General features: G+C 52.3%; 21 protein-coding genes. 12 read left to right on the top strand and 9 right to left on the bottom strand.

Translation table 11 applies throughout. The features are described 5' to 3' along the window. The first annotated feature begins 196 nt into the window (after positions 1-196). From W822_RS25945 to W822_RS25960, 4 genes are read left to right on the top strand one after another with little or no spacing between them, the layout of a single operon-like run. Positions 197-1165 (top strand): Bug family tripartite tricarboxylate transporter substrate binding protein, encoded by a 969-nt coding sequence (locus W822_RS25945; protein WP_024003426.1) that lies wholly within the window; start codon positions 197-199, stop codon positions 1163-1165. Next, positions 1162-2772 (top strand): hydantoinase B/oxoprolinase family protein, encoded by a 1611-nt coding sequence (locus W822_RS25950; protein WP_024003427.1) that lies wholly within the window; start codon positions 1162-1164, stop codon positions 2770-2772. Before W822_RS25945 ends, W822_RS25950 begins: the two co-directional genes overlap by 4 nt. Then, positions 2769-4868 carry a hydantoinase/oxoprolinase family protein gene (locus tag W822_RS25955; RefSeq protein ID WP_024003428.1) on the top strand — a complete coding sequence of 700 codons (2100 nt, stop codon included), beginning with the start codon at positions 2769-2771 and terminating at the stop codon, positions 4866-4868. Before W822_RS25950 ends, W822_RS25955 begins: the two co-directional genes overlap by 4 nt. Next, positions 4865-6136, top strand: a complete 1272-nt coding sequence (locus W822_RS25960; RefSeq protein ID WP_024003429.1) for a hypothetical protein — start codon at positions 4865-4867, stop codon at positions 6134-6136. Before W822_RS25955 ends, W822_RS25960 begins: the two co-directional genes overlap by 4 nt. Positions 6137-6188: 52 nt before the next feature. Here the strand turns inward: W822_RS25960 and W822_RS25965 are convergent, their stop codons facing one another. Beyond that, positions 6189-7094 carry a LysR family transcriptional regulator gene (locus tag W822_RS25965; protein ID WP_024003430.1) on the bottom strand — a complete coding sequence of 302 codons (906 nt, stop codon included), beginning with the start codon at positions 7092-7094 and terminating at the stop codon, positions 6189-6191. Positions 7095-7519: 425 nt separating this feature from the next. On the opposite strand from W822_RS25965, the gene W822_RS25970 reads away from it, so the two are divergent. The 3 genes from W822_RS25970 to W822_RS25980 all read left to right on the top strand — a co-directional run bounded on the left by W822_RS25970 (position 7520) and on the right by W822_RS25980 (position 10839). Further along, positions 7520-7918 (top strand): nucleotide pyrophosphohydrolase, encoded by a 399-nt coding sequence (locus W822_RS25970; RefSeq protein ID WP_024003431.1) that lies wholly within the window; start codon positions 7520-7522, stop codon positions 7916-7918. Between the two features lie 17 nt (positions 7919-7935). Then, positions 7936-9798: a DNA/RNA helicase domain-containing protein gene (locus tag W822_RS25975; protein WP_024003432.1), complete on the top strand. Its 1863-nt coding sequence runs from the start codon at positions 7936-7938 to the stop codon at positions 9796-9798. A 111-nt stretch (positions 9799-9909) separates the two neighbouring features. Next, positions 9910-10839 (top strand): HNH endonuclease, encoded by a 930-nt coding sequence (locus W822_RS25980; RefSeq protein ID WP_024003433.1) that lies wholly within the window; start codon positions 9910-9912, stop codon positions 10837-10839. A 71-nt stretch (positions 10840-10910) separates the two neighbouring features. Here the strand turns inward: W822_RS25980 and W822_RS25985 are convergent, their stop codons facing one another. The 4 genes from W822_RS25985 to W822_RS25995 all read right to left on the bottom strand — a co-directional run bounded on the left by W822_RS25985 (position 10911) and on the right by W822_RS25995 (position 16542). After that, positions 10911-11432: a hypothetical protein gene (locus W822_RS25985; protein ID WP_024003434.1), complete on the bottom strand. Its 522-nt coding sequence runs from the start codon at positions 11430-11432 to the stop codon at positions 10911-10913. 260 nt (positions 11433-11692) lie between these two features. Beyond that, complete coding sequence (locus W822_RS45730; RefSeq protein WP_024003435.1) at positions 11693-13882, bottom strand: acetate--CoA ligase family protein; 2190 nt, start codon at positions 13880-13882, stop codon at positions 11693-11695. Between the two features lie 37 nt (positions 13883-13919). Then, on the bottom strand, positions 13920-15452 hold the full coding sequence (locus W822_RS25990) for an acyl-CoA carboxylase subunit beta (RefSeq protein ID WP_024003436.1): 1533 nt from the start codon (positions 15450-15452) through the stop codon (positions 13920-13922). Between the two features lie 13 nt (positions 15453-15465). Beyond that, positions 15466-16542 (bottom strand): enolase C-terminal domain-like protein, encoded by a 1077-nt coding sequence (locus W822_RS25995; protein WP_155848068.1) that lies wholly within the window; start codon positions 16540-16542, stop codon positions 15466-15468. A gap of 87 nt (positions 16543-16629) precedes the next feature. Between W822_RS25995 and W822_RS26000 the strand changes: the two genes are divergently transcribed. Then, entirely contained in the window at positions 16630-17490 is an 861-nt protein-coding gene (locus W822_RS26000; protein WP_051401576.1) for an HpcH/HpaI aldolase/citrate lyase family protein, read from the top strand. 49 nt (positions 17491-17539) lie between these two features. Here the strand turns inward: W822_RS26000 and W822_RS26005 are convergent, their stop codons facing one another. Both W822_RS26005 and W822_RS26010 read right to left on the bottom strand, forming a co-directional pair. Then, positions 17540-18913 carry an acetyl-CoA carboxylase biotin carboxylase subunit gene (locus tag W822_RS26005; RefSeq protein WP_031242027.1) on the bottom strand — a complete coding sequence of 458 codons (1374 nt, stop codon included), beginning with the start codon at positions 18911-18913 and terminating at the stop codon, positions 17540-17542. A gap of 10 nt (positions 18914-18923) precedes the next feature. After that, positions 18924-19145 (bottom strand): biotin/lipoyl-binding carrier protein, encoded by a 222-nt coding sequence (locus W822_RS26010; RefSeq protein WP_024003440.1) that lies wholly within the window; start codon positions 19143-19145, stop codon positions 18924-18926. 124 nt (positions 19146-19269) lie between these two features. Between W822_RS26010 and W822_RS26015 the strand changes: the two genes are divergently transcribed. Continuing rightward, complete coding sequence (locus W822_RS26015; protein ID WP_024003441.1) at positions 19270-20109, top strand: HTD2 family dehydratase; 840 nt, start codon at positions 19270-19272, stop codon at positions 20107-20109. Positions 20110-20129: 20 nt separating this feature from the next. Here the strand turns inward: W822_RS26015 and W822_RS26020 are convergent, their stop codons facing one another. After that, complete coding sequence (locus W822_RS26020; protein ID WP_031242028.1) at positions 20130-21002, bottom strand: TrmB family transcriptional regulator; 873 nt, start codon at positions 21000-21002, stop codon at positions 20130-20132. Between the two features lie 379 nt (positions 21003-21381). On the opposite strand from W822_RS26020, the gene W822_RS26025 reads away from it, so the two are divergent. Then, positions 21382-22374: a Bug family tripartite tricarboxylate transporter substrate binding protein gene (locus W822_RS26025; RefSeq protein WP_024003443.1), complete on the top strand. Its 993-nt coding sequence runs from the start codon at positions 21382-21384 to the stop codon at positions 22372-22374. A gap of 155 nt (positions 22375-22529) precedes the next feature. On the opposite strand, the gene gcvA is transcribed toward W822_RS26025, so the two are convergent. Continuing rightward, positions 22530-23429, bottom strand: a complete 900-nt coding sequence (gene gcvA / locus W822_RS26030) for a transcriptional regulator GcvA (RefSeq protein WP_024003444.1) — start codon at positions 23427-23429, stop codon at positions 22530-22532. 212 nt (positions 23430-23641) lie between these two features. Here gcvA and W822_RS26035 point away from each other — a divergent pair, with 212 nt between their 5' ends. Together W822_RS26035 and leuC are read left to right on the top strand one after the other, a co-directional pair. Continuing rightward, entirely contained in the window at positions 23642-24616 is a 975-nt protein-coding gene (locus W822_RS26035; RefSeq protein WP_024003445.1) for a Bug family tripartite tricarboxylate transporter substrate binding protein, read from the top strand. A 38-nt stretch (positions 24617-24654) separates the two neighbouring features. After that, positions 24655-26088: a 3-isopropylmalate dehydratase large subunit gene (leuC, locus tag W822_RS26040; RefSeq protein WP_031242029.1), complete on the top strand. Its 1434-nt coding sequence runs from the start codon at positions 24655-24657 to the stop codon at positions 26086-26088. The last annotated feature ends 2 nt before the right edge of the window (positions 26089-26090 follow it).

Consider the following 26090-nt stretch of genomic DNA (forward strand, 5'->3'; position numbering starts at 1 on the left):
GCTGGAAGGACGTTTGCCTCTGAGTGTACCGTTCTGTGAAATTGGCGCTTAGCGCGTTAGGCCCATCCCCTGGCTGCATAGAATTTCGAATCCTTACCTATATCAAAAACGCATAGATAACAATAATAAAAGAATTTGTTGATATATCCAATTGCTCCTACACTGTCCGCACAAGACAATTTTCTAGGAGACAAACATGCAAATAACACGACGCGCAGCGCTCTTGCTGCTTGCCGGCGCTTTGCCTGCCGCACGTGCCTTGGCGGCAGATTTCTTTGACGGCCCGGTCACTATTGTTGCGCCGTTTTCGCCGGGCGGTACCGCTGATGTGCTGGCCAGATCGATCGGCAAGGAACTGTCGGAAAAATATGGACAACCTTTCGTAGTCGAAAACAGGCCAGGCATGGGGGGGAACATCGGCGCTCGCACCGTTGCCACCGCCAGGCCTGATGGAAAAACGTTATTGCTAGGGACGATAGGCATTCACTCAGCCTATTCCGTATACAAAAACCTGCCCTACGACCCGGTCAAAGACCTTCAGCCCATTTCCATTCTGGGTGCTGTTCCATGTACCGTCGTCGTCAACCCGAACCTGCCCTTCAAAACCTTTAAAGAACTCCTGGACTATGCACGCGCAAACCCAGGGAAGCTCAATTTCGGTTCTGCAGGCACAGGTTCATCCACGCATATGGTGGGGGAATTATTACAGCAGGCAACCGGGGTGAAATTCACCCATGTGCCTTACAAAGGCAGCTCCATGGCGATGACGGACCTGATGGGCGGACAGATCGATCTCATGACTGAACTGGCGACCACCTCCATTCCCATTATCAAATCAGGAAAAATTCGCGCCCTTGCCGTCACGAGCAAAGAAAGAAGCGAAGAACTGCCCGATCTGCCCACGGTCAGCGAACTGGGGTACCCGGGCTTCGATGGCACGGGCTGGTTCACGATCGCCACCGGGTCCGGTGTTCCGGAAAATATTGTTCAACGTCTAAACCAGGATATCAATGAAATTCTACACGCGGAAAACATGAAGCAAACATGGAAAGGACAAGCGCTCGCCATTATCGGCGGCTCCGAAGCGGACGCACGCAAGTTTGTGTCTGAAGAAACGATTAAATGGAAGAAGGTGATTAATGTCGCCGGTATACATGCCCAATGAAGCACTCAAAACTGAACAGCATTACGCTTGAATTATTATGGCGCCGACTGATCTCCACGGTTGATGAAGCGGCAGCCTCTCTGGTACGGACTTCTTTTTCGTCTATCGTACGGGAATCCAATGACTTTGCCTGCGTGATTACCGACGCCAAAGGCAACTCCATCGCCCAGGCCTCCAACGGGATCCCCTCTTTCATCGGCACGGCGCCTCGAACCATCCGGTGTTTTCTGGAAAAATTCCCCGAAGAGCAGCTTGAAGACGGCGATATCATTATCACCAATGACCCATGGCTGGGCACGGGCCACTTGCCTGACATCACCGTTGGCAAGCCCATTTTTCAGAATGGCCGCATCGTATCGTGGGCCGGCTCGGTCGCCCATGCACCGGACATCGGCGGCCGCGTGCGATCAGCCGATGCGACATCGGTCTTCGAGGAAGGCCTGCAAATCCCTGTCATGAAGGTGATGAGAGCCGGGAAAATGGACCCGACTCTGGAACAGATATTGCGTCAGAACGTACGCGTGCCGGACCAGGTGATGGGCGACTTGTATGCGCAATTTACCGGCCTGTCGCTGATCGAACGCAATGTGATTGAGCTCATGACCGAGTACCAACTGGACTCGCTCGATGAGCTGTCCGGCGAACTGCGCGGCCGTTGCGAACAGGCGATGCGCAATGCCATCAATGCCATTCCGGATGGAACCTATCACGCAGAAGCGACCAGCGATGGTATAGATAAACCCATCAAGCTTAAGATGGCGCTGACGATTCACGGCGACGAAGTGACGGTAGACTATGCGGGATCCGACCCACAAGTACAAAAGTCTATCAATGTGTGCCTTGCCTACACCACGGCCTATACCTCGTATGGGCTCAAGGCCGTACTGTGCCCGGATGTGCCGAACAATGACGGTACGCTTGTTCCCATGCATGTGACAGCGCCGCCAGGCAGCATCTTGAATTCCGTTGCACCCGCGCCGGGCGGCGCCCGGGCGCTGATCGGCCACTTCCTGCCGGCCATGGTCGTGCAGGCACTTGCCAAGGTCGTACCGGAAAAAGTGATCGCCAGTGTCGGATCGCCCCTATGGTGTGTCAATATGGCTGGCGTGCGCGCCGATGGCAAAGGCTTTGCGAACCTGTTCTTCTTGAACGGCGGTTATGGCGCAAGCGCACAGAGCGACGGGATCGATGTACTTTCCTGGCCGAGCAACATTTCCTCTACACCAGTCGAAGTCATTGAACAAGTGGCTCCCTTGAAAGTCGTACGCCGGCAATATCGAGATTGTGATGTCGCCAACGGCGCATATCGCGGCGGCCTGGGGCAAGAGCTCGTGTTGGAAAGCCTGTCGGAAAACCCAGCCACCATCTCGTTCATGGCGGAGCGCACCCGACCGGAATCGGCTGCCCCCGGCATGAATGGCGGCGCTACAGGCGCGCCAGGTGAAATCCTCATCGACGGCGTCAAGGTTAATCCTAAGGCACAACATATCATCAACCAGGGAACGCAGGTCGTACTACGTACGCCAGGTGGTGGGGGCTATGGCGATCCAGCCAGACGTTCTTCAAAATTGCAGAATCAGGACCGCGTTCGCGGATATACGAAATGACAAATGAAAGTTACTCTCTGGGCATCGACATTGGCGGTACCTTCACCGACATCGTGCTCTATAACCATCAGGACGCGCGCGTTTTCAGCCACAAGGAACTCACGACCCCGGATGAACCGACCGAAGGCGCCATCCGCGGCATCGATATTCTTCTTGAACGCGAAGGGGTAAATGGCGAGCAGGTTGCCCGCGTGGTGCACGCCACAACCCTGTTCACCAATGCGCTGATCGAGCGGCGTGGTGTCGCCACGGGCCTGATCACGACCGAAGGATTCCGCGACACATTGGAAATGCGTCGTGAATTCAAGTATGACCTGTACGACATCTTTATTGAGCTACCCCGTCCCCTTATTCCTCGCGAACTGCGCATGGAAGCGCGCGAGCGCATGCGCGTTAACGGAAACATAGACACACCTCTGGATGAAGCCAGTGTGATTAGTGCTGCACAGCAATTGGTGGACCAGGGTGTTGAATCCATCGCCATCGTGTTCTTGCATGCCCACGCCAATCCCGTACATGAACGCCGTGCCCGGGATCTGGTTGAAGCCCGCTTTCCGCATGTATATGTATCCATCTCCAGCGAAGTCTCGCCGCAAATGCGAGAGTATGAGCGCACGTCCACCACGGCAGCGAATGCCTACGTGCGGCCGATAGCAGACAAATACCTTGAAAGCATGGAAGCACGGCTTAAAACAATGGATATTCATTGTCCCCTGCTCATGATGCTGTCCAACGGCGGGCTGACTCATGTTGGCGAGGCAAGAAAATTTCCCGTGCAACTGCTGGAATCAGGCCCCGCTGCCGGTGCGATTGCTGCGGCCTTTTTCAGCAAACGCTCCAATATTGACCACGTACTGGCATTTGACATGGGCGGGACGACGGCCAAGCTGGCGATCGTGGAAAACAACCTGCCGCTGCTTGCCCACACCTTCGAAGCCGGACGCGAAAAGCGTTTCGCAACCGGTAGCGGATTGCCGATCAACATTGCTACAGTTGAATTGATTGAAATTGGAGCCGGTGGCGGCAGTATTGCGCATCTGGACAGCCTGAAACTGCTCAAAGTCGGGCCCAAAAGCGCCAGTTCCAAACCGGGCCCGGCTTGCTATTTGCGCGGTGGTACCCAGCCTACGGTCACCGATGCCAACCTGATGTTGGGTCATCTGGATCCGGATACCTTTGCCGGCGGCACCATGAAACTGAGCACCGATGCCGCCGAAACAGCGGTACGGTCAGTGGGCGATGTCGTCAATATCGGACCGGAAGAAACCTCGGATGGCGTGCTGGCCATTGTCAATGAGAACATGGCGGCCGCCGCCCGGGTGCACGTTGCCGAGCGCGGCTTTGACGCGCACAACTTCGCCCTGCTGGCCACAGGGGGTGGCGGCCCCCTGCATGGATGCGATGTGGCGCGACGCTTGGGTATTAACCGGGTCATCTGCCCGCCCGGCGCCGGTGTAGCGTCTGCAATCGGCTTGCTTATCGCACCCGCACGAGTGGACCGTTCCGTTACCCTGGCCCGCGAACTGGATTCGGTAACGGTAGAGGAACTGGAAGCGCTCTTTCAAACACTCGAACAGAGCGCAGCACAAGTGATGAAAATAACGTTGGTCTCGGGCGCCACGTTCGCCTTTGAGCGTAGCGCCGACATCCGCTTTGTCGGTCAGGGCTTTGAATTGCTGACGCGGATGCCGGATGGCCCATTCGACGAACAAACGCCGGCGAAGATCAAAAAGGCGTTTGCGGACGCCTACGGCCGCGTGTTCGGCCAAGTGCCCCCGGTTCAACATGTTGAACTGATCAACTTACGTGTCGCAGCCATCGAAGAAAAAGTAGCGCGGCCCTTGAATTTGGGCAGCGGCAAACAAGTCTGGAAGCATGTCAGCAAATCTCGCCAGATGTGGATCGGCGCAGAAAGCGCGCGCAGAACAGCGCCGACACTGGCTCGCGAAGCAATGAAAGAAAACGAAAAAATTGCCGGCCCCGCGATCATCGAAGATGCCTCATCAACGCTGATCATCCCCTTGGGCGCCTTTGCCTCTTGCGATGCGGCGGGCAATCTGATTGTCGACCTTTCCACTCAAACGGAGACCGCATGACCTCTCGTTCCAATTTTCCCATTCGCAGTATGGGCCAGGATGGAAACCATTACTTCTTTGGCTACTACAACAAGTCGAACTGGAACAGCGCCGGCAATCGCCTGCTGGCCAACCAGGTACCCTGGCGCGATGCCTACCTGACGCCAGATTTGGTCGCCAATGTGGGTTATTTCGACTTGGAAAACGACGGTCAATTCAAAGTAATCGGCCAGACAAGCACCTGGAACTGGCAAATGGGATGCCAATTGCAATGGCTTGGCAACCAGGGCCAGACCAAGGCGATCTACAATATCCGGACGAACGATGTAGATTCACGTTACCCGTACTTTGGCTCGGAAATAGTTGATGTGCAAAGCGGCGAACGCCGCACACTGCCCTTACCCGTTTATGTTGTAGCCTCCAATGGCCAGTGGGCGCTCAGCGTGGATTACCGGCGACTATACATCACGCACGAAACCATCGGCTATCCGTGTGATCGCTTCAAACCCGATCTGGAAAACTGCCCGAGTGACGACGGGATCATGCATATGGACCTGGCAACGGGAGGGTTCAGGCTGGCAGTAAGCTATGCCGATCTTGCCCGATTTCACCCGCGCGAGTCCATGCGCAAAGCGATTCACTGGGTGAGCCATATCGAAATCAACCCATCCGATACCCGGGTTCTTTTCCTGCACAGATGGACCGAACGGGTCAAAGACGAAACATGTTTCCTGCATCGGCTGATCACAATGAACCCCGACGGATCGGATTTGCGATTGCTTGAGTGCTCTGATCACCCCCTGCCACAGCTGGCGGACGACTTCGACCCCGCCCAGGTCGGAACGTTTGATTATGAAAAGTCTGAATGGCAGATTTCGCACCCGCTTTGGCGGGATGATAAGCAAATCATTGTCTGGGGGCCGCATAATGGCGAAATCCATTATCACCTTTATGACGATCGTGAATACGGTCCGGTTAGCGTCGTCGGGCGTGACATCCTCATCGAAAACGGCCATATGACCTTTTCTCCGGTCAACCCCCGCTGGTTGCTAAGTGATACCTACCCGGACAGCACAACACATGAACGCGTGCTCTTTCTCTTCGATATGGAAACAGGCAAGCGCCACGATCTGAGTTCATTCTATGCCGATCCGTCTCTGAGCAAAGAAAACCGGTGCGACCTGCACCCGCGGTGGCGTGCAGATGGACTGGCTGTCTGCATTGATTCCGTGCATGAACACGATCGTGATATGTACGTGATTGACGTATCAGATCTGGTCAGTCGCTAAGAGACCGAAACCCATCGCCCGACATTGATACTTATGCCGGGCGGTGACTTATCTACACCCCAAACTGCTCGACCTCGCAAGACTCCACGACGTTCTGCAGGAAATGCTGAGCCAATTCCGATTGCGGCATGAAGCGGGCGAAGACCGCATAGGTCGTCACGCGGATTTTCGGGCGGAAATTCCTGATGCACAGCCGATCCCTGAACACAGATGCCATATATGGATTGACGATACCCACGCCCAGGCCGCGCGACGCATAGATGCAAATCGTAGAGGTATAAATGGTTTCTATTTTGGTGGAATGAACCATTCCTTTCTTCCTGAACGCCTCCTGCAACTCCATCTCCAATGCATCATCGCCTGGCAGACTGATCAATACCTGATCTTTAAGATCCGCCACCGTGACATCGTCGCGTTTTGCAAAGGGGTGATTCAGGCTGGAGACGCATACCGCTTGCGCCTTATGGACCGCAGTACCCTCAAATTCAGCGCCGTCCGGCAGCGAATTGGTTAACGCGATATCGTACAATCCCAGGCGCAAACCATCCTCAATCTGGCGCCTGCCCAGCGTTTGGACATTAAATCGCACTTGTGGATAATGCTGAGCGAATCGTTCCATTGCCGCTGGCAGCAAACTTTGCCCAAGGGACGGGGTGGCAGCGACCCGAAAGACGCCTGCACCCGACTCGCGCAAAGCCGCCACAGCCTGCTCTATCCGCCCTATGCCCTGGAAGTTTGCCTGGATAATTTCAAACAGATGGCGACCTTCCCTGGTGAGTTGAAGACGCCCCCGATCATTCACCAATAGTTTCAAACCGGTAGCCGACTGCGCCTGATTGATCAGCCTGCTAACCGTGGGTTGTGTAGTATGTAGCATTCGAGCAGCGGCAACCGTCGTTCCGGTAAGCACAACCGCCTTGAATGCTTCAATTTGAGGAAAGGACAGCGCACGCGACATGGGTAATTACTCTTGGCATGAGCGGAATCTACACCTACAAAAATGTATGTGCGCCAAACTCGTGGGGGACTCATTTTAAATAGACTAGCTTGATTCTACTATACAAGAGCGGTCTGATTACGAATTAAGGTAGAAGGCGAAGGAGGATGCTGATATCAATAAACCGCGTCTGAAGCTAACCCAATCGTCGGACATTCTTGCTATAAAAAGTCGAGAAAATCGATTTCGCTTTGGACGTTCGGTGCCCCCAAAATATTTTTTTATTTACTGGATATCCAGGAATATGCTGCAATGCTTCGGCCCTGCTACTTAGACACTCCCTCGTCGCCAAATAGGTGGGTCGTTGCGAGCATTATCCAAAATCTCTAAATTTTTCATTCGAATCGCTGTAACATATCGTATAACTACGTATATGGACGGCAACCGTGAATGCACAAACAGAAAATTCATCGTCTACACCGCTTGTCAGCATCGCACCTTTAATCAAGGTGTTGGATCAGTTCTCGGCTGACCGCGACTGGGAACAGTTCCACTCGCCAAAAAACCTGGTTATGGCCTTAACAGGAGAGGTCGGAGAATTAGCAGAAATTTTCCAATGGATGACAGAAGCTCAATCCCGGGAAGCGCATACCGACCCAAAGATTGCCCAGGCGATTGATGATGAGTTGGCTGACGTCTTTCTTTACCTTGCCCGTTTGGCGTCTGTTTTAAATGTAGACATGGATGCGGCCATCAAACAAAAGCTTCTGAAGAACGCAGAAAAGTACCCAGCACAAATGGTTTGGGGCTCAAGCAAGAAATACACCGAACTTTTAAAAAAATAGCAATTCAGGGTATAGAAATGATCGTTTACGAAGCTGATAAAAAACAGTTCCTACATCACACTGATCACGATGATATTGAACACCTCATCCACACAAACTTTAAAGCAGTCACAGGGAAACGCGTAAACCAATCAGAGGTACGATCTTGGAGAGAATCGCTCGGATACGTAGCCCGCGTGCTACGAGACGATGACATCCCTAACGAAATGGGTATCGCAATAGAACTACATATCCCGCAGTCCTCCAAAAGGATCGATGTCACGTTGACCGGTCGAGATGCCGATGGAAACAAGAATGCAATCGTCATCGAACTCAAACAGTGGGAAAAAGCATCGGCTACCGAAAAAGACGGGATTGTCGTGACATACCTTGGCAAAGGTCAGCGGGAAGTCGTGCATCCGTCATATCAAGCCTGGTCCTACGCTTCCTTGCTGGAAGGTTTCAATGAAGCTGTTTATAACGGTGGCATTTCCATCAAACCCTGCGCTTATTTGCATAATTACACCCGCGATGGTGTCATCGACGCCCAGCATTACTTGGGATACACGACCAAAGCGCCTCTATTCCTCAAAGGAGCGGAAGAACAGAAAAAGCTCCGGCAGTTTATCAAGACTCATGTCAAATACGGAGACAAAAAAGAGGTACTCTTCGAACTGGCCAATGGACGTATCAGGCCGTCTAAGGCATTGGCTGATTCCCTTAAAGGTTTACTCAAATCCCAGCCAGAATTCGTATTGATCGACGATCAAAAAGAAACATTCGAATCAACTTTGGCTGCAGTGAGAACCTCCGGACCGGCAACCCCCAGAGTTGTGATTATCGAAGGCGGCCCAGGAACGGGGAAAACAGTACTTGCAATAAACCTGTTAGTTCGACTGACAAGCATGGGCCTTCTTGGCCAATACGTGTCCAAAAACGCTGCCCCACGTGAAGTCTATCAATCGAAGTTAGTTGGGACGATTACCAAAACCCGATTTTCGAACATGTTCTCCGGCTCGGGACGGTTTATTGATGTCGATAAAAACACCTACGACTTTCTCATCGTCGACGAAGCCCACCGTTTGAACGAAAAAAGCGGCTTATATGGAAATTTAGGCGAGAACCAGGTCAAGGAATTGATCAACGCCTCAGCATGTACAGTTTTCCTCATTGACGAAGATCAACGTGTAACGCTGAGCGATATTGGCACAAAACAAGTAATTCGCGAACTGGCTACAGAAAAAGGCGCTGCGATCGAAGAGTACGAACTCGCATCTCAATTTCGGTGCAGCGGATCGGATGGGTATTTGGCTTGGCTCGATAACGCACTGGGAATCCGCCCTACTGCGAATCAAACGCTCAGCACCACCGAGTATGATTTTCGAATATTTGACACGCCAGAGGCGCTCCATACTGCGATAGAAGCAAAAAATATCCAAAACAAGGCTCGCGTTGTCGCAGGCTATTGTTGGCCATGGCGAAGCAAGAAGAATCCTAAAGAAGACGACATCGTTATTGGTGAAAACTACCGCCGAAAATGGAATCTCGACAAGGATGGCAGCCTATGGATCATAGCCCCCGAGTCTATAGAGCAAGTCGGATGTATTCATACTTGCCAAGGATTAGAGGTGGATTACATTGGCGTGATTATTGGACCTGATTTCATAGTGCGTGATGGACAAGTGGTTACATGCGCCGAAGAAAGAGATCGTCACGACAAGTCGATTCGAGGATACAAAACGAGGCTGAAAACTAACCCCGAAATAGTAAAAGCAGAGGTCGATTTGATTATCAAAAATACCTATAGAACGCTTATGACTCGTGGGATGAAAGGGTGTTATGTATATTGTACGGATGAAGAAACTGCTGTGTACTTTCGTGCAATGACCCATTCCATTTAAATCACCACGTTGTAGTAATAACGTAGTTATCCGTTTAATTTCCAGATATTTCCAAAGCGCAAAATGCCTCCCAAAGGCCAGCGCATGCAAATCTTTTCTCAGGGGTAAGCAATGCAGTACTGGTGGGTAAATCAAAATCAAACTTACGAGCACGAGGTCAGTGGTGGCTATCTATGGTCCCCTAAAACCAAAGCAAACGGGGCCCGTAACCATTTCTATGACACCATGACAAGAGTCGCGCCTGGAGACGTTATATTTTCCTTTTCTGACACGTATATTAAAGCTATTGGTATAGCTAGCGACACATACCAATCAGCCAGCAAGCCAAGTGAGTTTGGCACGGCTGGCGCTAATTGGACAAACGAAGGTTGGTATGTACCAGTGAGTTTTAAGGAACTAGACAGTCCAATCCGTCCCAAGGACCATATGGACCGCTTAGCTCCCCTATTGCCGTCAAAATACTCTCCTCTTCAAGAAAATGGTAATGGTAACCAAGGGGTGTACCTCGCAGGAGTACCACATAATTTCGCACAAGAGTTGGTAATGCTACTGAATGGTCAAGTCCAATCCATTCGTGCGGATACGAGCTATACGTCAGAAGCCGACGACACTATTGCCATTGACGGGCTACTCCATGATGAAATGCTGCTCACCACGCAAAGAGCACAGTTAATTCAGGCCCGCATTGGCCAAGGCTTGTTCCGCTCACGTGTTGCAGCACTTGAACCCTGCTGTCGTATCACCGGAATTATTGATTCCAGATTTCTTATAGCCAGCCATATCAAACCATGGTCAAAAAGCAATAATATCGAAAAGCTCGACGGTCACAACGGGTTGTTACTAGCTCCGCACATTGACCGACTATTTGACAAAGGCTACATAACTTTCGAGAACGATGGTCAACTGCGGGTCAGCCGGAACTTACCGGCTGAGATATATCAAGCGTGGAATTTAACTGGGTTGATTGCCGCGAAACCGTTTGCTCGACAACAACAGAATTACATGGCCTATCACCGGTCTGTGGTATTCCAGGAAGCCTAAACATTAGCCCCCAATAAGAGAGGCTCGACAGAGTTATCCGTCTCTGAACAAGCGGTTTTTATTCATCTAGGCTATTTTGCACCGTCCTTTATCATTCTTAAATAAGTTTTAAGCAGGGTTAAATCACCGCTGTTCTTGTCGCACTGCTTTTTCAATGATTCTACCGCGGAATGCTGGTTAACTGGCATTTCCGAAATATCCACGGCAGGACATTCGGAACTACGCTTCATAATACGGTTCAATATCGGATGATTATCCGTCCAACCTATGAGAATTTTACTTACACTCAGTTGATCAGCAGCCTCTTGTGGAATAGGAACTGGAGAATTTTTATCAACCATTTTTTTTGCCCACAATCTTATTTCGGAATCATCATCTCGTCTCGGCTCTCGCAAAATTTGAATTGCTATTTGCACATAATCTTTCTGAACAGTAGTATCAGTTGTGTATTTTTGTGTTACTAAGGCTGTATAGCCGCTAAACAAGGCAGCTAGAGCTGAGACGGAAATTGGAAGTATGTCCTTCCAAGTCAGTTTCCAATTTTTGACAGAGTATTTACTTCTTCTTTTAAAAATAGTTGCGTTGGGCTTCATTCGATTCGATGTGTGATGTTGGAAAAAATTAATTTATAACCTGTACGGCAATCAAATCAATTAGCAGCATCTATTTTTTTTGAATACTTTAGTTCCTATCCCCTACAAAAAGCCCATTTTCAGGTGCGCACCTATGTCAATAACACATACAGCCGATCATTCCTTCCCTCCGAATCGCCATCTGCATCCCTTCTACAAATGGCGACCCCTGAGACGCATTCTCCAGACTGTACGCCTTGTATTAACCAAGCATATTAAAACTACGCATCCTGTAATTGCGGTTCGCTGGTTGCAAGATTTTGCACAGACTGCTCATGAGCAATAAGTTTACGCTCCAGGTTGCCGATCGCCCGCAATGAGCGTGCCATATCGACAACTTCATCGTATACCGCAATACCGGATTGGCGGGCAAGTTCGATATAATCGCGCCGCATGCAATCGAGTGCCTCGGATCGATCGCTGCGCAAGGCCAAAACGAAATGAACCTGCGCACCCCGTTCCTTGCGAGTCTGTGTAATAACATCGATCAAATTCTGCAACGGGTTGCTTGTGCCGCGCCCGACAAAAGCGGCCAGATTCAAATGCATGGCAATGGCATCGGGACTGGCCTTCTCATATACGATATCCAGGATTTCTTTTGCAATAAATCCCTCCTTCTCCTGCAAACTCCGTACAGGCGTATCGATAGGGTTGGTCACACTCGTGCCTGGTGGAAAGCCAAGGGCCGTCAAGGCATTAACGACGTCTGGAGCAAACGGCGATACATCAAGGCCCGAGCGCGCAAAACTGTCAGCCCCCAAGACGCTGGAACCGCCCCCGTTGCCAAACAGCACCACGTTATTTGTCGGGGAGGTCGTTCTAAGCTCCAGGAACTGCAGCGCCAGCAACACATTGATAAATTCATCAATCGTGTCGACAATCTCGACCAGCGTCTGCCTGGCCATGGCTTCCCATGCTTCCTGCCCGGACGCAAGTGCACCCGTATGCGATTGGGCGGCAAGCTGGCCCTGACTCGTAGCGCCCCCCCGGAGAATAACTACCGGCTTGGGATGAGAAGTGCTGCGCAACGCATCGAAAAACTCCCTGCCATTCTTGATGTCTTCTATATACAGTCCAATTGCCTTGGTGGCCGGGTCGGCAAGGTAATACCGCAATAGCTCGACCGGCTTGACATCAAGACTGTTGCCTATCGTAGCCAAACCGCTGAATCGCAGGCCCCGCCATTGTCCGCGCTTGATGATGTCGGTGGAAAGCCCTCCAGACTGTGAAACAACGCCGATGTTGCCAGGTTCAGCCGGCGCATCCTTGGGGAACGTCAATCCGCCGCGTGGTGAATAGGTACCCAGGCAATTGGGCCCCAGCAACCTGACCTTTGCCCTTCGCGCTGACTCCAGCAACGCATCTTGCTTGGCTTTGCCTTCCGTGCTCTCTTCAAATCCGGCGCTGATAATTTGAATGAAACGACACTTGCCTGGCGGAACGTCGATAGATGCGGCAATGCGTTCAGCTGCGATTGCGACATACGTGTAGTCAACATTCCGGGGAGTCTGCGCAAGACTGGGATAAGCCTTGAGCCCCTCTACCTCATCGGCCTTGGGATGTATCGGGTAAATCTCTCCTGAGAAACCGAATTCCTGCAAGCGCCGAATAAATGTATTGGCGATAGTGACATCTTTCGTTGAAGCGCCAAGCACAGCCACGGTCCCGGGTTCAAATAATGGCCGGAAATGCTGCAGTACTGATTCACCGGTCAAGTTTGCCGAAGCAGGCCGTGCTGCCTGAGTGTTTGCTTTCCCGATAAACCGGGCATCCACCGCGACCAAACGATCACCCGTGTGGATGAGCGGGTTAATATCGATTTCTTCGATGGTATCCTGGTGTGCCAGAAACAAACCGTCGGCCCCGCCGATTTTCATGAGGGCCTGCACGAGTATTTCCCTGTCATAAGCGGCAGCGCCACGAAAACCATCAAACAATTTTGCTGCTGCGAGCTCGTCGATCATACTACGGGCATCGGCTTCGGATATTGGACACAGCCGAAACGTCACATCCTTTAAAAGCTCGATATAAATACCACCCAGGCCGAGCATGATCACGGGACCGAACATTGGATCATTGTATCCTCCGATGGCAACTTCAAGTCCCGAGGGTATCATTTCTTCGACCAGCCAGCCTTCAACCCGCACTCCGGCAATAGCCGGCAGAGAACGCATTCTGTCTATCGCTTCGGCCACTTCGCGCTCGTTGTTCAGGCCCACTGCGACACCGCCGGACTCTGATTTATGCAAAATATCCCGGGAAACGACTTTCACGACATAGGGAGCAACCAAGGTGGTCGCCCGATCTTGCGCTTCGTGCGCACTCTTGGCAACAAAGGATTGCGGCGTGTCGATGCCAAACGACGCAAGAAGTTCTTTTCCTGCCTTTTCATTCAAATTTATCGTGCTCATGTGCGCCTGCTCCTGGAAAGATGGATTCTGATCGTAATTAATGACTGGTAGGCCATGCGCGCATGTGTCTTTCACCCAAACCGCCCGTGAGCCTGCGCTGCTGGATATCAAGCATGCGAATCATGAATGCACGTGTTTCCTGCGGCTTGATCACATCATGGGCCGAGAAAATCCGGGCCATGTCCCACACCTCCAAATCCTTGCGGATATTGGCCAGGGCATCGTCAAACCCCTCGTCCTGCGCGGTCTTGCCGTGTACGATGGTGGTCGCAAAGACCGGATCCATGAAACTGACTTCAGCCATCGGCCAGGCAACCATGGTGTCATTGTGTGCGCCGCCGCCCATCGCGACATAAGCGCGGCCGTATGCCTTGCGGCAAAGCACGGTTATTTGGGGAACGGTCGTCAGGCAGGTCGCGTTCATGAAATTCATAATTTGGCCCGGTGCGCCTTTGCGTTCGGCTTCGGTTCCCACCACAAATCCCGGCGTATCCACGAAGCGCAGAATCGGTATATTGAAACTGTCGCAAAGCACCGTGAAGTCGATGGCCTTGCGGCACGCTTCGGCAGACAACGCACCGCCGCCAGTCAAAGGATTGTTCGCAATCACGCCCACGACACGCCCGTCCAATCGCGCCAGACTGGTAACCAATGACTTGCCAAAGCGGGGCTTGAGCTCAAAAATACTGTCCTTATCCAGGATAATTTCCAGGATTTTTTTCATGTTGTAGACCTGGGTGCGGCTCTCCGGCATGATTTCGAGAATGGCATTCTGGTCTGAGGTTGATTCCTCCCCCGCCTTGGTACGAGGTGGCAGTTCCTTCGCATGCGAAGGCATGTATGACAGGAATTTTCTGACTGCAAGCATTGCTTCTTCATCGGTATCCACGAAGTGATCGATCAAGCCGGTTTGTTCTGCATGCAAACGCCACCCGCCAAGCTCTTCCAAGTCAACCTTTTCACCGATTGCCATCGACACAAGCCTGGGACTTGAAACGGACATAATGGATCCCTTTTTCATCACGGCAAAATCAGAGCAACAACACAGCCATGCGGAAGAGCCGAAAGAAGTATTCAATGCCGCCGCTGCCCACGGCACATCCCGTATACGCCGAAACTGGCTTGTATCGTTGCCAAGCATCTGACCCATCCCCTTGGATCCCATCGCATCCGGCAAGCGGGCGCCGGTCGACTCTCCGATATGCACAAAAGGCATGCCACGCTCATTACATGTTTTTCGGATGTAACCCATTTTTTTGGAGTTTGTACCGCTGGTCGACGCGCCTTTTGTGGTGAAATCATTCACAACGACCCCGACGTCACGACCATCTATCAAGCCAAACCCGACGATTTTGCCATCTCTGGGTGTTACATCCTTATCCTGTTCGATGACTGAGCTGCCTAAGAGCCCGATCTCAATAAAACTACCGCTATCAATCAATTTATCCAGCCTCTCTTGCGCATTCAAGTCTCCCGACTCCTTGCGTTTTTCGAGTTTCTTCTGGCCTCCCATCCGGGATGCGGCTATCCTTTTTTCGTCAAGCTTATTGAGTAATTCGCCATGCTTCATGATTCTTTTTCCCTTAGTATTCAATGTCGTATTTATCAATCGTCAACCTATCGACCGCTTCTTTGTCCAATTGCGGAAAATATCCGGCTTTCAGATGAATTTTTCCTTTCTGGCAAGAAAGAGAATTCAGAAACAGGCGATCGACATGCTTGAGAAACCCGTTGAATTCTCCCTTCGTACGGATCAGGCGCGCAGCAACTGCCGCTTCCATCCAATTGTTGATTTCGCTACCTAAACCGTCGCCAAGCACGGCAAGCATGCCATGGTCATGGACGCTTTGTATTCCGGCCGCCAACGCGTCAAGGCTGCCAAAACGCTTTAACTTGAGTTTGCAGTAACCAACGTTAGGGATGCCGGCTGCGCGTTCGATATCCGCCAAACTGCAAATGGGCTCATCCAGCATCAAGGGGATAGGGCTCTCGCGGGCGACTGCCGCGTTGTCATTCCATGCGTCGGAGTCGCACGGCTGCTCGAATAAATCCGCACCTGCATATTCAATACCGTGTGAGAATCGGATCGCATCCTCTTTGCAATAAGCACGATTGGCATCCAGTCTGATTGTGGCCCGGTCGGCAAGCAAGCGCAGTATGGTGTTCGTCCTGGCAATATCGGCATCGACATCCTTTCCAACTTTTACCTTGAATGTCGTGAAGCCCTCTTCCAGAAGCAGATGCAGCTCCTTTTCAATACCTGGCTCATCCGTGGCATTGATAGGGACAATCAACTCCTGGTGGATATCTTTTTCGATTTGCAGCCATTGACTGCCTTGCAATGCCTCGAGGGCAGTCATGATCAAAGTCGTTGCGACCTTGCTTTCCTCCAGTCTGGACAGCAGTTTGATCTTGCTCTCGTCTATATCGACGTCCTTAAGCTCCTGCAGACGGTCCTGGCAATATTTCCATGCCCCTTCTCTCGTTTCCGAACTGGAACCGGGTGAAACATGGGCATCGGAAAATGCGCGTTTTCCAGCAGCATCTTCCAGCTCAATAAAGAACGGTTCAAACTCCGTGAAGGTCCGATACGAAAGTTTATATGGCTGGTACAGGGGCAACCGGAGTCTCCTGAGGGTTGCTTTCGCGATGTGTGTCACGCATTATCCTTAGTGGTTGTTTTTGTCACCACTAAAGTTTAGACTATGACCATGTTAAATTCAAGCATTAGTAATATGGAGATTGAAATGAATCAGAGATTACGCAGCGTGCTTTACGTTCCGGCCCTCAATGAGAAAGCCATGCGCAAGTCGGCTACGCTGGACGTAGACGCAGTAATTTTCGACCTGGAAGACAGTGTCTTTCCCGAGCAAAAAGCGCAGGCACGATTGCGCCTGGCCGAGTTCCTGGCAAAAGAGCGAGAGCAGTTTCATTCAAAATATCTCGCTATACGTATTAACGCCCAGGATACGGATTTTTGGAAAGATGATCTTTCCACGGTCAATCAGATGAAGCCCGATGCCGTCGTATTGCCCAAAGTAGTAAGCCCGAAGGTTATTTTCGACACCACAGCAGCGCTTCGCACGAGCAATGGTATCCTGCCAAAAATATGGTGCATGGTTGAAAACCCGCTGGGCATTCTCCGACTGGAAGATACTGTAGAAAATGGAATAAAGGCAGGTCTGGAATGCCTGATTCTGGGCACAAACGATCTGGTTAAAGACAGCGATCTGGATCCGGGCAAGGATCGCTGCAACCTGTTGCCGTGGTTCAGCCACGTCATGCTGGTCGCAAAATCTTTTGGCGTCGCCGTAATCGATGGCGTCCTGAACGACATCAACAATACAGAGACACTCAGGGCCGAATCAGAGATGGCAAAAGCATTGGGGATGAGCGGAAAAACCATTATTCATCCATCACAGGTCGATGTGGTCAATCAATGCTTCGACCCCAGCCCCGAGCAAGTTTCATGGTGGAGAAAGATTGTGGAAGCCTACAATCGGCCTGAACACGCCAGCTCAGGTGTCATTAATCTTGAGGGGACCATGGTAGAACGATTGCACCTGGAGATCGCACAGCGTCGCCTGCAGGAATACGACCGGACTTAGCAGCAGGACGGGCAACGAACGAAGTACGTGTCGCCCGCCCTGTCCCTTGTCATGCGGCTTTAGCGGGCGCCGCCAACTCGTTGATATGGTCGCCGACGAACCGGGTGCTGATTTCCTGCATGTTAAACGCAGGGTGTCTCAGGCATGCGATCAGGAACTCCTTATTCGTACGAAGTCCCTGTATGCTGGTATTATTCAGCGCGGCAATCATAGACTTCACCGCCTCTTGTCTATCGGACCCGTGGGCCACAATTTTCGCGATCATTGGATCATAAAATGGCGTAATTACGCCCCCTTGCTCATATCCCGTTTCCACCCGGATGCCCGTTTCCGAGTCAGGCAATTCAAATTTCGTGAGGGTGCCGGGTGAGGGCATAAAATTTTTATCGGGATTTTCCGCGTAAAGCCGGCATTCTATCGCGTGTCCGCGTTGCACTACCTCGTGCTGCTGCAACGCTTTAAGCATTCCACCCGCATACAGCAGTTGCATGGCCACCAGGTCCAGTCCCGTAATCATTTCAGTCACCGGATGCTCCACCTGGATTCGTGTATTCATTTCCAGGAAATAGAAGTCCCGGGTGTCCACATCAAAGATAAATTCGACGGTGCCGGCTCCCTGGTACTGTACCGACTCTGCAAGGGCTACGGCTGCACTCTGCATGCGCGACCGGACGTCGGATGGGATATCGGGCGCAGGCGCCTCTTCGATAATTTTCTGAAAACGTCTCTGCAAGGAACAATCACGATCGAAAATATGAATTGCCTTTTCGCCAAAGCCGAATACCTGGATCTCTACATGCCGGGCCTTGGCAACATATTTTTCAAGAAAAATATCACCATTGCCGAACGCGGACTCAGCTTGCGACTGAGTTGCCCCAATGGCGGCCTCAAGGTGCGCAGACTCGGTCACTTGCCGCATGCCGATGCCTCCACCGCCCGCCGCAGCCTTTACCAGCAATGGATAACCAATGCGGGACGCCTCCCGCGTAACTGAAGCCATGTCGCTCGAGTCCAGTCGGCCACTTCCTGGAACAACAGGGACCCCGGCGCTGACAGCCAGCTCGCGCGCGTTCTGTTTATGTCCCATATCGCGAATTGATTGTGGCTCGGGTCCGACCCATGTCATTCCCGCGTCGATTACGGCCTGGGCAAATGATGCATTTTCAGACAAAAACCCATAACCGGGATGAATGCCGCACGCGCCCTTCTGTCGGGCTGCGGCCAATATTTTTGCCACTTGCAGGTAGCTTTCAGCGCTGCGGGCCGGACCGATATGAACACTTTCATCTGCCATGCGCACATGCGGTGAGTCTGCATCTGCATCAGAATAAACTGCTACAGACCCGATACCCAGCTTACGGCAAGCTCTAATGACACGACAAGCGATTTCCCCGCGATTTGCAATCAATACCTTCTTCAACATTCGCGACTCCTTAATCTTCAATCCGGGCAACAACGCTACCTTCGGTAACGGTATCTCCTTCCTTTACCAATATTTCCTGGACAACACCGCTTTCTACGGCCACCACAGGTATTTCCATTTTCATGGATTCAAGAATCATCAACGGCTCGTCTTCTGTCACTTTTGAGCCGACCTGATGAAGAATTTTCCAGACATTGCCGGTAATTTCCGTTTTGATATCGATAATAGCCATTGTCTCTCTTCCCTGTTAACTGATGAATATTGCATACGCGCCCAAAACGCCTTGACAGCCATAATACATAAATTCTATAGTGGTTGCAATAACAACAACGTTTAAGTTTGTTTAGGAGGAAAACATGATTGACGCAAACGAATGGATCGGGCGCCAAGTAAGCGATATCCAGACGATCGAAGCGTGGCCATTGAACGGCCTGAAAAGTCTAATCGGACCCGAGCTGCAACGCGATGCAGTCGATGCCCGCGCTGCAGTTCACCCGTGCGCTCATTGGTTGTACTTCGTGCCTGTGACGGAGCAGTCCGGGATCGACGTGGATGGGCATCCGAAACGCGGCGACTTCATTCCACCACTGGCGCTACCTCGACGAATGTGGGCAAAAAGCGCCATCACATTCGCTGGTGACATCATGCTTGGCGATCGCATCGAAAAAGTGTCAACGATTGCCTCTGTCGATCAAAAAAGCGGGAAATCAGGAGAATTGGTTTTTCTTGAAATAGACCACAAATACTTGCAAGATAGCCGACTGTTGCGGCACGAAACACAGACAATTGTTTACCGCGACCATCAGCGGTACGAGGACAGCATCTTCACTCAGCTGGCTGACGAAATGCCGCAGTGGTCCCACCCTACTCGCTTGGGACCCGTGGAGCTTTTTCGATACTCGGCAATTACATTCAACGCACACCGTATCCACTACGATGCTGATTACACTCGAAATGTAGAAGGGTACCCATCCATCATCGTTCAAGGACAGTTTATTGCCACATTGGCTTTATCGCGCGCGCTGGCCGCATTGGGTATGCCTCGCTGCAAAAAATTTACTTTCAAGGCGGTAAAACCGGTCTTCAGTGAGCAGACTGTTTTTATTGAAGGACGAAAAAGTGAGGATGGAAAAATATTGGCGTGGGCAAGACAAGAAGATGGCCGTCTCAACATGACGGCGGAAATTGAACTGTAATGACAGCGGCAAACGCGTCGTTATTCCTGCCCCGAGGTATATCCGGTATTTTCACGGAACGACTCCGCCTGATCAGGCGTGTACGCCTTCAGGCGCAGCTTGGCAAGATAACGCCCAAATTCGGCTGTGATTTGGTCACCGAATTTCTGGAATATCTCTGCCATGTAGTAATCGTGCCTGATCAACGCGGCCGCCATCGTGACAATGGTCTGACTTCTAGTCCTGGCACCGGTATACTCCTGGCCGGAGTTGACAGCAATCATCTCGTTGAAATCGACAACGATAGTAAATAAATTGTCCGCTCTTCCCATCCGAGTACCATCATTTTCGTGGATATAGACCTGACAATTCTTGCTGAACTCGAACTCTGATGTGTCTTTCCCAAACAAAACAATCATTACATGCATGTTTTTCTTTTTAGCGGCCTTTTTCAAGGCGGTAGCATAGCGTCGAAGCACCACATCGGATGCCTTAATCCATATTGACTGGCGTGCTGACGCCAACAATTTTTCGATTTCGGCATCAATACTTTCTTGTCCACGCAGAATCCAAACATATTGATTCTCAACACGAGGGGCGATACGTTCAAGGTCCGTAGCAACACGATTACATGTCTTGGTAGTCTGAGCGGCCAAAGAATCGAGCATATCGCGCGGGTTCGCCGCGATATAGCATGTAGGACTCTCGGTAACGGGAAGAACTGCTCCTTTTTTTGTCAGTACCTCGAGCGCACTATAGGTATTGGAGCGCGGAACGCCCGACATTTTGGATATTTCATAGGCGGTTTTAGGTACACCGGCTGCCGACAGGGTTTCTAAATAAATCTTTGCTTCATACTCTGTAAAGCCCAGGGTTTTAAGATTATCAATGGTATTGGTCTCTGGAGTAGGCATAAAACGTTGGCGATGAACAGGATAAATGAAAGTGTCGGCAGGATCTGATCAAGTTCGTGAAAATGAACAGCCTGACATGAAGAATACACATAAGTTGCCTCAATTACAACCACTTTGACTCCGGTATCAAATCGCCGCCACAAGAGCGGCACACACTATTATTCTGCGCACAACATTCGCCACTGCGCCAGCAGTCGACCACAGAAAATATTTAGAAAAACTAATGTTCCATACAGCCATAAAAATAGTGGTTGCAATTGCAGCTACCTATGGTTATTCTGTAAATGACTCGCCGACCAACACGGTGCAGTTCAACCATGCATGAAACAAAAAATTAAACACCTGTACTTAAGTTATAGAAACTGGAGGAGATCAGACTATGGATGCAAAAAGGAGTATTTCAGAGAAAATAAGAAAAAGTTTTCTGTGCATTACGACAGCAGTTATGACGTTACTGAGCAACCCGCTTATGGCCCAGGATTGGCCGACGCAGCCCGTTTCCCTCATCATTCCGTTTTCTCCGGGAGGGTCGACCGATATTATTGCCCGCGTTGTTGGCAATAAAATGGCCGAAGTGCTGGGAGTCAGCGTTGTCCCTGAAAACAAGGGTGGGGCCGGAGGCATTATTGCGGCAAACTATCTTGCCAATGCAGCGAAAAACGGATATACCATTTCACTCGATCACATTGGCTTCGCATTTAACCAGTCCCTGATTCACGGGAAGCGCATTCCCCAGAAAGAGATCGTTCCTGTCGCCTTCATCGGTTCCACACCCAATGTGCTTGTTGTTCCCAATAGCTTTCCCGCCAAAACCTTGCCTGAATTCATCGCCTTCGCCAAAGCGCATCCCAACGAGATTAACTTTGGATCCGGTGGCGTAGGCAGCGCGGGCCATTTACCCATGGAGCTTTTACAGTCGGTGACAAAAACCAAGATGGTGCACGTCCCTTACAAAGGTTCTGGTCCGGCAATCACGGACCTGACAAGCGGACGAATCCAGGCAATGTTGATGACGATTCCGGCAATTATGGGTGCGATAAAGAACAATCAAGTAAGGGCCATCGCCACCACAGGATTGAAACGCCCCAAGGCAATATCTGACATTCCGACATTCAAGGAAGCCGGTATCGATCACTTCGTTTATCAACCGTGGTACGGGATTTTCGCGCCCAAAGGTACTCCGCAACCCGTTCTGGATAAGCTTCATGCGGCAGTCAACCAGTCCATATCCGATCCCGTCGTCGTTGCTAAACTGCTGGAGCAAGGCTTGGCGACAGAAAAGAAAACTCAGCAGGCATTTGTAGATGAGGTCGGGAGTGATACTAAAGAGTGGGGAGATATCATCGGGAAACTTGGACTAAGCGCCAAATAAGGGAGGGCAGCGTCCGGGCGTCGCGTTTTATGGCGTAGCGGGCTCAGCCGAACTGATATCCAACGCCAGCATTTGCTCGAACTGAAGGGCTAAGGAAAAAATGCACGTTAACCGGTTGGTCAATAATGCCCTAAATCAGCAGCCCGGCCTGCCGGTTATCCTTGCTGCATAGAGGCCGCTTCCTCACGTATCCATGCCTGAAACAGCTGCACGCCTTCCGGAACCGGACGATCCGACGCATGGGCCATGAAATAGCCCCCGTCGGTTCGCACTCGCAAGTCAAAGGGCGCAACCAGTACGCCGGCATTCAAGTCCTGCTCAATGAACGCCGCCAGGCCGATCGTCACGCCCAGTCCATTGGCTGCCGCCTGATAAGCCAGGGCGGCATTCTCGAACTTCAAGCCCAGATTGCCGTCGATTTGCGCCTGGCCGGCCGCTTGCAGCCAGGCAGGCCAGTCGTCTGGACGATTGAGTGAGCAAAGCAAGACGTGATTCGCCAAATCAGCGGGCTGCCGCAAAGGTGGCTGGCCCTGCAACAGACTGGGGGCACACACCGGCACCAATATCTCGCCGAATAGTTCCTCTTCGTTCAAGGCCTCCGAAGCGTGCGGCCGGGCTTGAATACTCAGGTCAATATCTTCGCGATTGAAGTCTGCATGCTGATGCGACGTAGTTATCTGCACGTCCAATTCAGGGTGACGGGCATGAAAATGCGCCAACCGGGGCACCAGCCATTTGATGGCAAACGTGGGCGGCAGTTTGATGCGTAGCCGCTTCGTGTCGGTACGCCGTTGCAATTGCCTGGAACCGAGTTCGATTTGGGCCAATGCGTCCGCGACGATACGTTGATAAACAATACCGTCTGCAGTGAGGGAAATGCCATGCCGCTGACGCACGAACAATTGCAAGCCCAGCCAATCTTCCAGGAGGTGGATGTGCCGACTGACCGCACCCTGGCTGATGCACAGATTGTTCGCCGCTTGCGTAAGGCTATCGCAGCCTGCCGCAGCGTCAAAAACGCGAAGCGCATTTAAAGGAGGGAGTCTTCGGAGCATTGTACGGCGCTCGGCAATAGTGCAGATGCCGGCCAGTGTAGCACGACAGCCTTAGATATCCAATAATTGGATATCTACCATGTCTTAATTGTGATTGAGCTCTACCCGCCGGATAGCCATAATGACGTGCAGGGACCAACCTGATATGACAAACATCATGGGCGCGTCAGGTTGCAGCAGCATTTCAAAAACAAGCCCAGGAGGAGACTAACATGAAAAAAATGCATAGCTTACTGGCAGCTGCAATGACCGTGTCATGTATGATCGCGGCCGCGCCTGTCTTCGCGCAAAGCTACCCCGAACGACCCGTGACACTCATTGTGCCGTGGCCGGCGGGCGGCGGTGTCGACACCATGGGCAGGCTCGCCGCCGAAATTTTGCGCAAGGGACTGGGTCAGTCCGTCGTAGTGGAAAACAAAGGTGGTGCGGGCGGCAACATCGGCACGGCCCTGGCTGCACACGCACACCCCGACGGCTACACGCTTTTGATGGCATCCACGACGCCCAATGCGGTTAACGAGCACCTGTACTCGAAACCGGGCTATAACGCGCAAGCCGATTTCGCTCCGATTGCGCTGGTTGGCGCCACACCCAATATTCTGGTTGTACCCGCGAATTCACCTTTTAAGAGCGTAGACGAACTCATCGCCTTTGCCAAGGCCAATCCGGGCAAGCTGACTTATGGCTCCGGCGGCATCGGATCTACTCAGCACTTAGCCGGTGTGCGATTCATGCAAGCAGCGAAGATAGATATGCTACACGTACCTTACAAAGGAACCGCCCCTGCCGAGGCGGATTTGATGGCTGGCCATGTATCGGTCATGCTTGACACCGCACCCAGTATCCCGCTGATCGCCTCCGGCAGATTGCGCGCCCTGGCGGTCGCCGCACCCCAACGCACACCGGTCCTCCCCAACGTAGCAACGCTGGACGAACTGGGCGTGCCCGATGTGCACATTACGACCTGGTACGGCGTGATGGCGCCCACCGGAACACCCGCCGAAATCATCGAGCGTCTCAACAAGGAAATCACGCAAGCGCTAGGCACGCCGGAGTTGCGCAAGAAAATGGCCGAAATGGGTGCCGACACGGTACCAGGCTCCCCCCAGGACTTTGGCCATTTCGTGACCAAGGAGAGCGAGCGCTACAAGGAGATCGTCCAGGCATCTGGAGCAAAGCTCGACTGATGCCTGACTCACACCTTTTTACGCAAGGTTTTTCACCGATGACACCAAGATATGAACCCGCGGTACCGCGAACGCTGTTTGACAAAATATGGGAGCGTCATAGCATTATGACGCGAGAGGATGGGCAAAGCCTGCTGTTCATTGATCGGCACCTGGTTCAGGACGGTTCAGCCCCGGCCTTCGAAATGCTGCGCCAGCGTGGCTTGCCTGTTCGTCGTCCCGACTTGTCGGCCGCGACCGCCGACCATTACGTACCAACGGGGAGCCGTGAACTGAATGACATCGACGATCCCGAGAAGCGTGCGATGGCGCAAGCGCTGCAGCACGATACGGGTGTCGCCGGCATTCGTTTTTTCGGATTAGACGATCCGCGACAGGGAATTATTCACGTCGTGGCACCCGAACAGGGTCTTTCCCTGCCGGGCATGCTGATCGTCTGTGGCGACAGCCATACCTCGACTCACGGTGCACTGGGTGCCCTGGCTTTCGGCATTGGCGCTTCCGAGGTGGCACATGTGCTGGCAACGCAAACCCTGTGGCAGCGTCGCCCCAAAACCTTACGGGTTCGGATCGAAGGACGTCTGGGTGCAGGTGTCGGGCCCAAGGACGTCATCCTGGCTGTGATCGCGCGGATCGGTGCGGCTGGCGCAACAGGCCACGTTATCGAATACGCAGGCGAGACCATTCGAGCAATGTCGGTCGAGGCGCGCATGACCATCTGCAACATGAGCATCGAGGCCGGTGCACGGGCCGGGATGATTGCGCCGGACGACACGACTTTCGAGTGGCTGGCCGGCCGCCCCTATACACAGGACGAACGTGCCTGGGATGAGCGCGTGGCACAGTGGCGGCACCTGGCTTCCGATGAGGATGCCCACTTCGACCGGGAAGTGCGTATTGAAGCCGACACCATTGAGCCCATGGTTACCTGGGGCAATAGTCCGCAGGATGCCGTACCGATCTCCGCATGCGTGCCCGATCCTGCCGATCTGTCACAGGCTGAAGAGCGTGAATCAATGGCAGCAACGCTGCATTACATGGGCCTGACACCCGGCATGGCGCTTACTGATGTAAAAGTGGATCATGTTTTCATCGGTTCCTGCACCAATGGGCGCATCGAGGACTTGCGCAGCGCAGCGCAAGTCATACGTGGTCGCCACGTTGCACGCGGCGTGCAGGCCTGGGTCGTACCCGGCTCTGGTCAAGTGCGTCGGCAGGCCGAACAGGAAGGCCTGCACCGCATCTTCATAGATGCTGGCTTCCAGTGGCGCCACGCGGGCTGTTCCATGTGCCTGGCCACCAACGGCGACCTTGTCCCGCCAGGCCAACGCTGCGCGTCGACATCGAACCGCAATTTTGTTGGACGGCAAGGACCGGGGTCACGCACACACTTGATGAGTCCGACGATGGCCGCGGCCGCCGCTATAGCGGGCCACCTGTGCGACGTACGCCAATTGCAGCAGGAGTCTTGATC

The sequence above is a fragment of the Advenella kashmirensis W13003 genome, from assembly GCF_000506985.1.
Lineage (GTDB): Bacteria > Pseudomonadota > Gammaproteobacteria > Burkholderiales > Burkholderiaceae_B > Advenella > Advenella kashmirensis_A.

Coding starts and splice junctions, on each gene's coding strand:
- W822_RS25980 (WP_024003433.1), top strand. CDS start 9,910: ATGCAGTACTGGTGGGTAAATCAAAATCAAACTTACGAGCACGAGGTC.
- W822_RS26000 (WP_051401576.1), top strand. CDS start 16,630: ATGAATCAGAGATTACGCAGCGTGCTTTACGTTCCGGCCCTCAATGAG.
- W822_RS25985 (WP_024003434.1), bottom strand. CDS start 11,432: ATGAAGCCCAACGCAACTATTTTTAAAAGAAGAAGTAAATACTCTGTC.
- gcvA (WP_024003444.1), bottom strand. CDS start 23,429: ATGCTCCGAAGACTCCCTCCTTTAAATGCGCTTCGCGTTTTTGACGCT.
- W822_RS26020 (WP_031242028.1), bottom strand. CDS start 21,002: ATGCCTACTCCAGAGACCAATACCATTGATAATCTTAAAACCCTGGGC.
- W822_RS26010 (WP_024003440.1), bottom strand. CDS start 19,145: ATGGCTATTATCGATATCAAAACGGAAATTACCGGCAATGTCTGGAAA.
- W822_RS25960 (WP_024003429.1), top strand. CDS start 4,865: ATGACCTCTCGTTCCAATTTTCCCATTCGCAGTATGGGCCAGGATGGA.
- W822_RS45730 (WP_024003435.1), bottom strand. CDS start 13,882: ATGAGCACGATAAATTTGAATGAAAAGGCAGGAAAAGAACTTCTTGCG.
- W822_RS25975 (WP_024003432.1), top strand. CDS start 7,936: ATGATCGTTTACGAAGCTGATAAAAAACAGTTCCTACATCACACTGAT.
- W822_RS26015 (WP_024003441.1), top strand. CDS start 19,270: ATGATTGACGCAAACGAATGGATCGGGCGCCAAGTAAGCGATATCCAG.
- W822_RS26005 (WP_031242027.1), bottom strand. CDS start 18,913: ATGTTGAAGAAGGTATTGATTGCAAATCGCGGGGAAATCGCTTGTCGT.
- W822_RS25945 (WP_024003426.1), top strand. CDS start 197: ATGCAAATAACACGACGCGCAGCGCTCTTGCTGCTTGCCGGCGCTTTG.
- W822_RS25965 (WP_024003430.1), bottom strand. CDS start 7,094: ATGTCGCGTGCGCTGTCCTTTCCTCAAATTGAAGCATTCAAGGCGGTT.
- leuC (WP_031242029.1), top strand. CDS start 24,655: ATGACACCAAGATATGAACCCGCGGTACCGCGAACGCTGTTTGACAAA.
- W822_RS25955 (WP_024003428.1), top strand. CDS start 2,769: ATGACAAATGAAAGTTACTCTCTGGGCATCGACATTGGCGGTACCTTC.
- W822_RS26025 (WP_024003443.1), top strand. CDS start 21,382: ATGGATGCAAAAAGGAGTATTTCAGAGAAAATAAGAAAAAGTTTTCTG.
- W822_RS26035 (WP_024003445.1), top strand. CDS start 23,642: ATGAAAAAAATGCATAGCTTACTGGCAGCTGCAATGACCGTGTCATGT.
- W822_RS25950 (WP_024003427.1), top strand. CDS start 1,162: ATGAAGCACTCAAAACTGAACAGCATTACGCTTGAATTATTATGGCGC.
- W822_RS25990 (WP_024003436.1), bottom strand. CDS start 15,452: ATGAAGCATGGCGAATTACTCAATAAGCTTGACGAAAAAAGGATAGCC.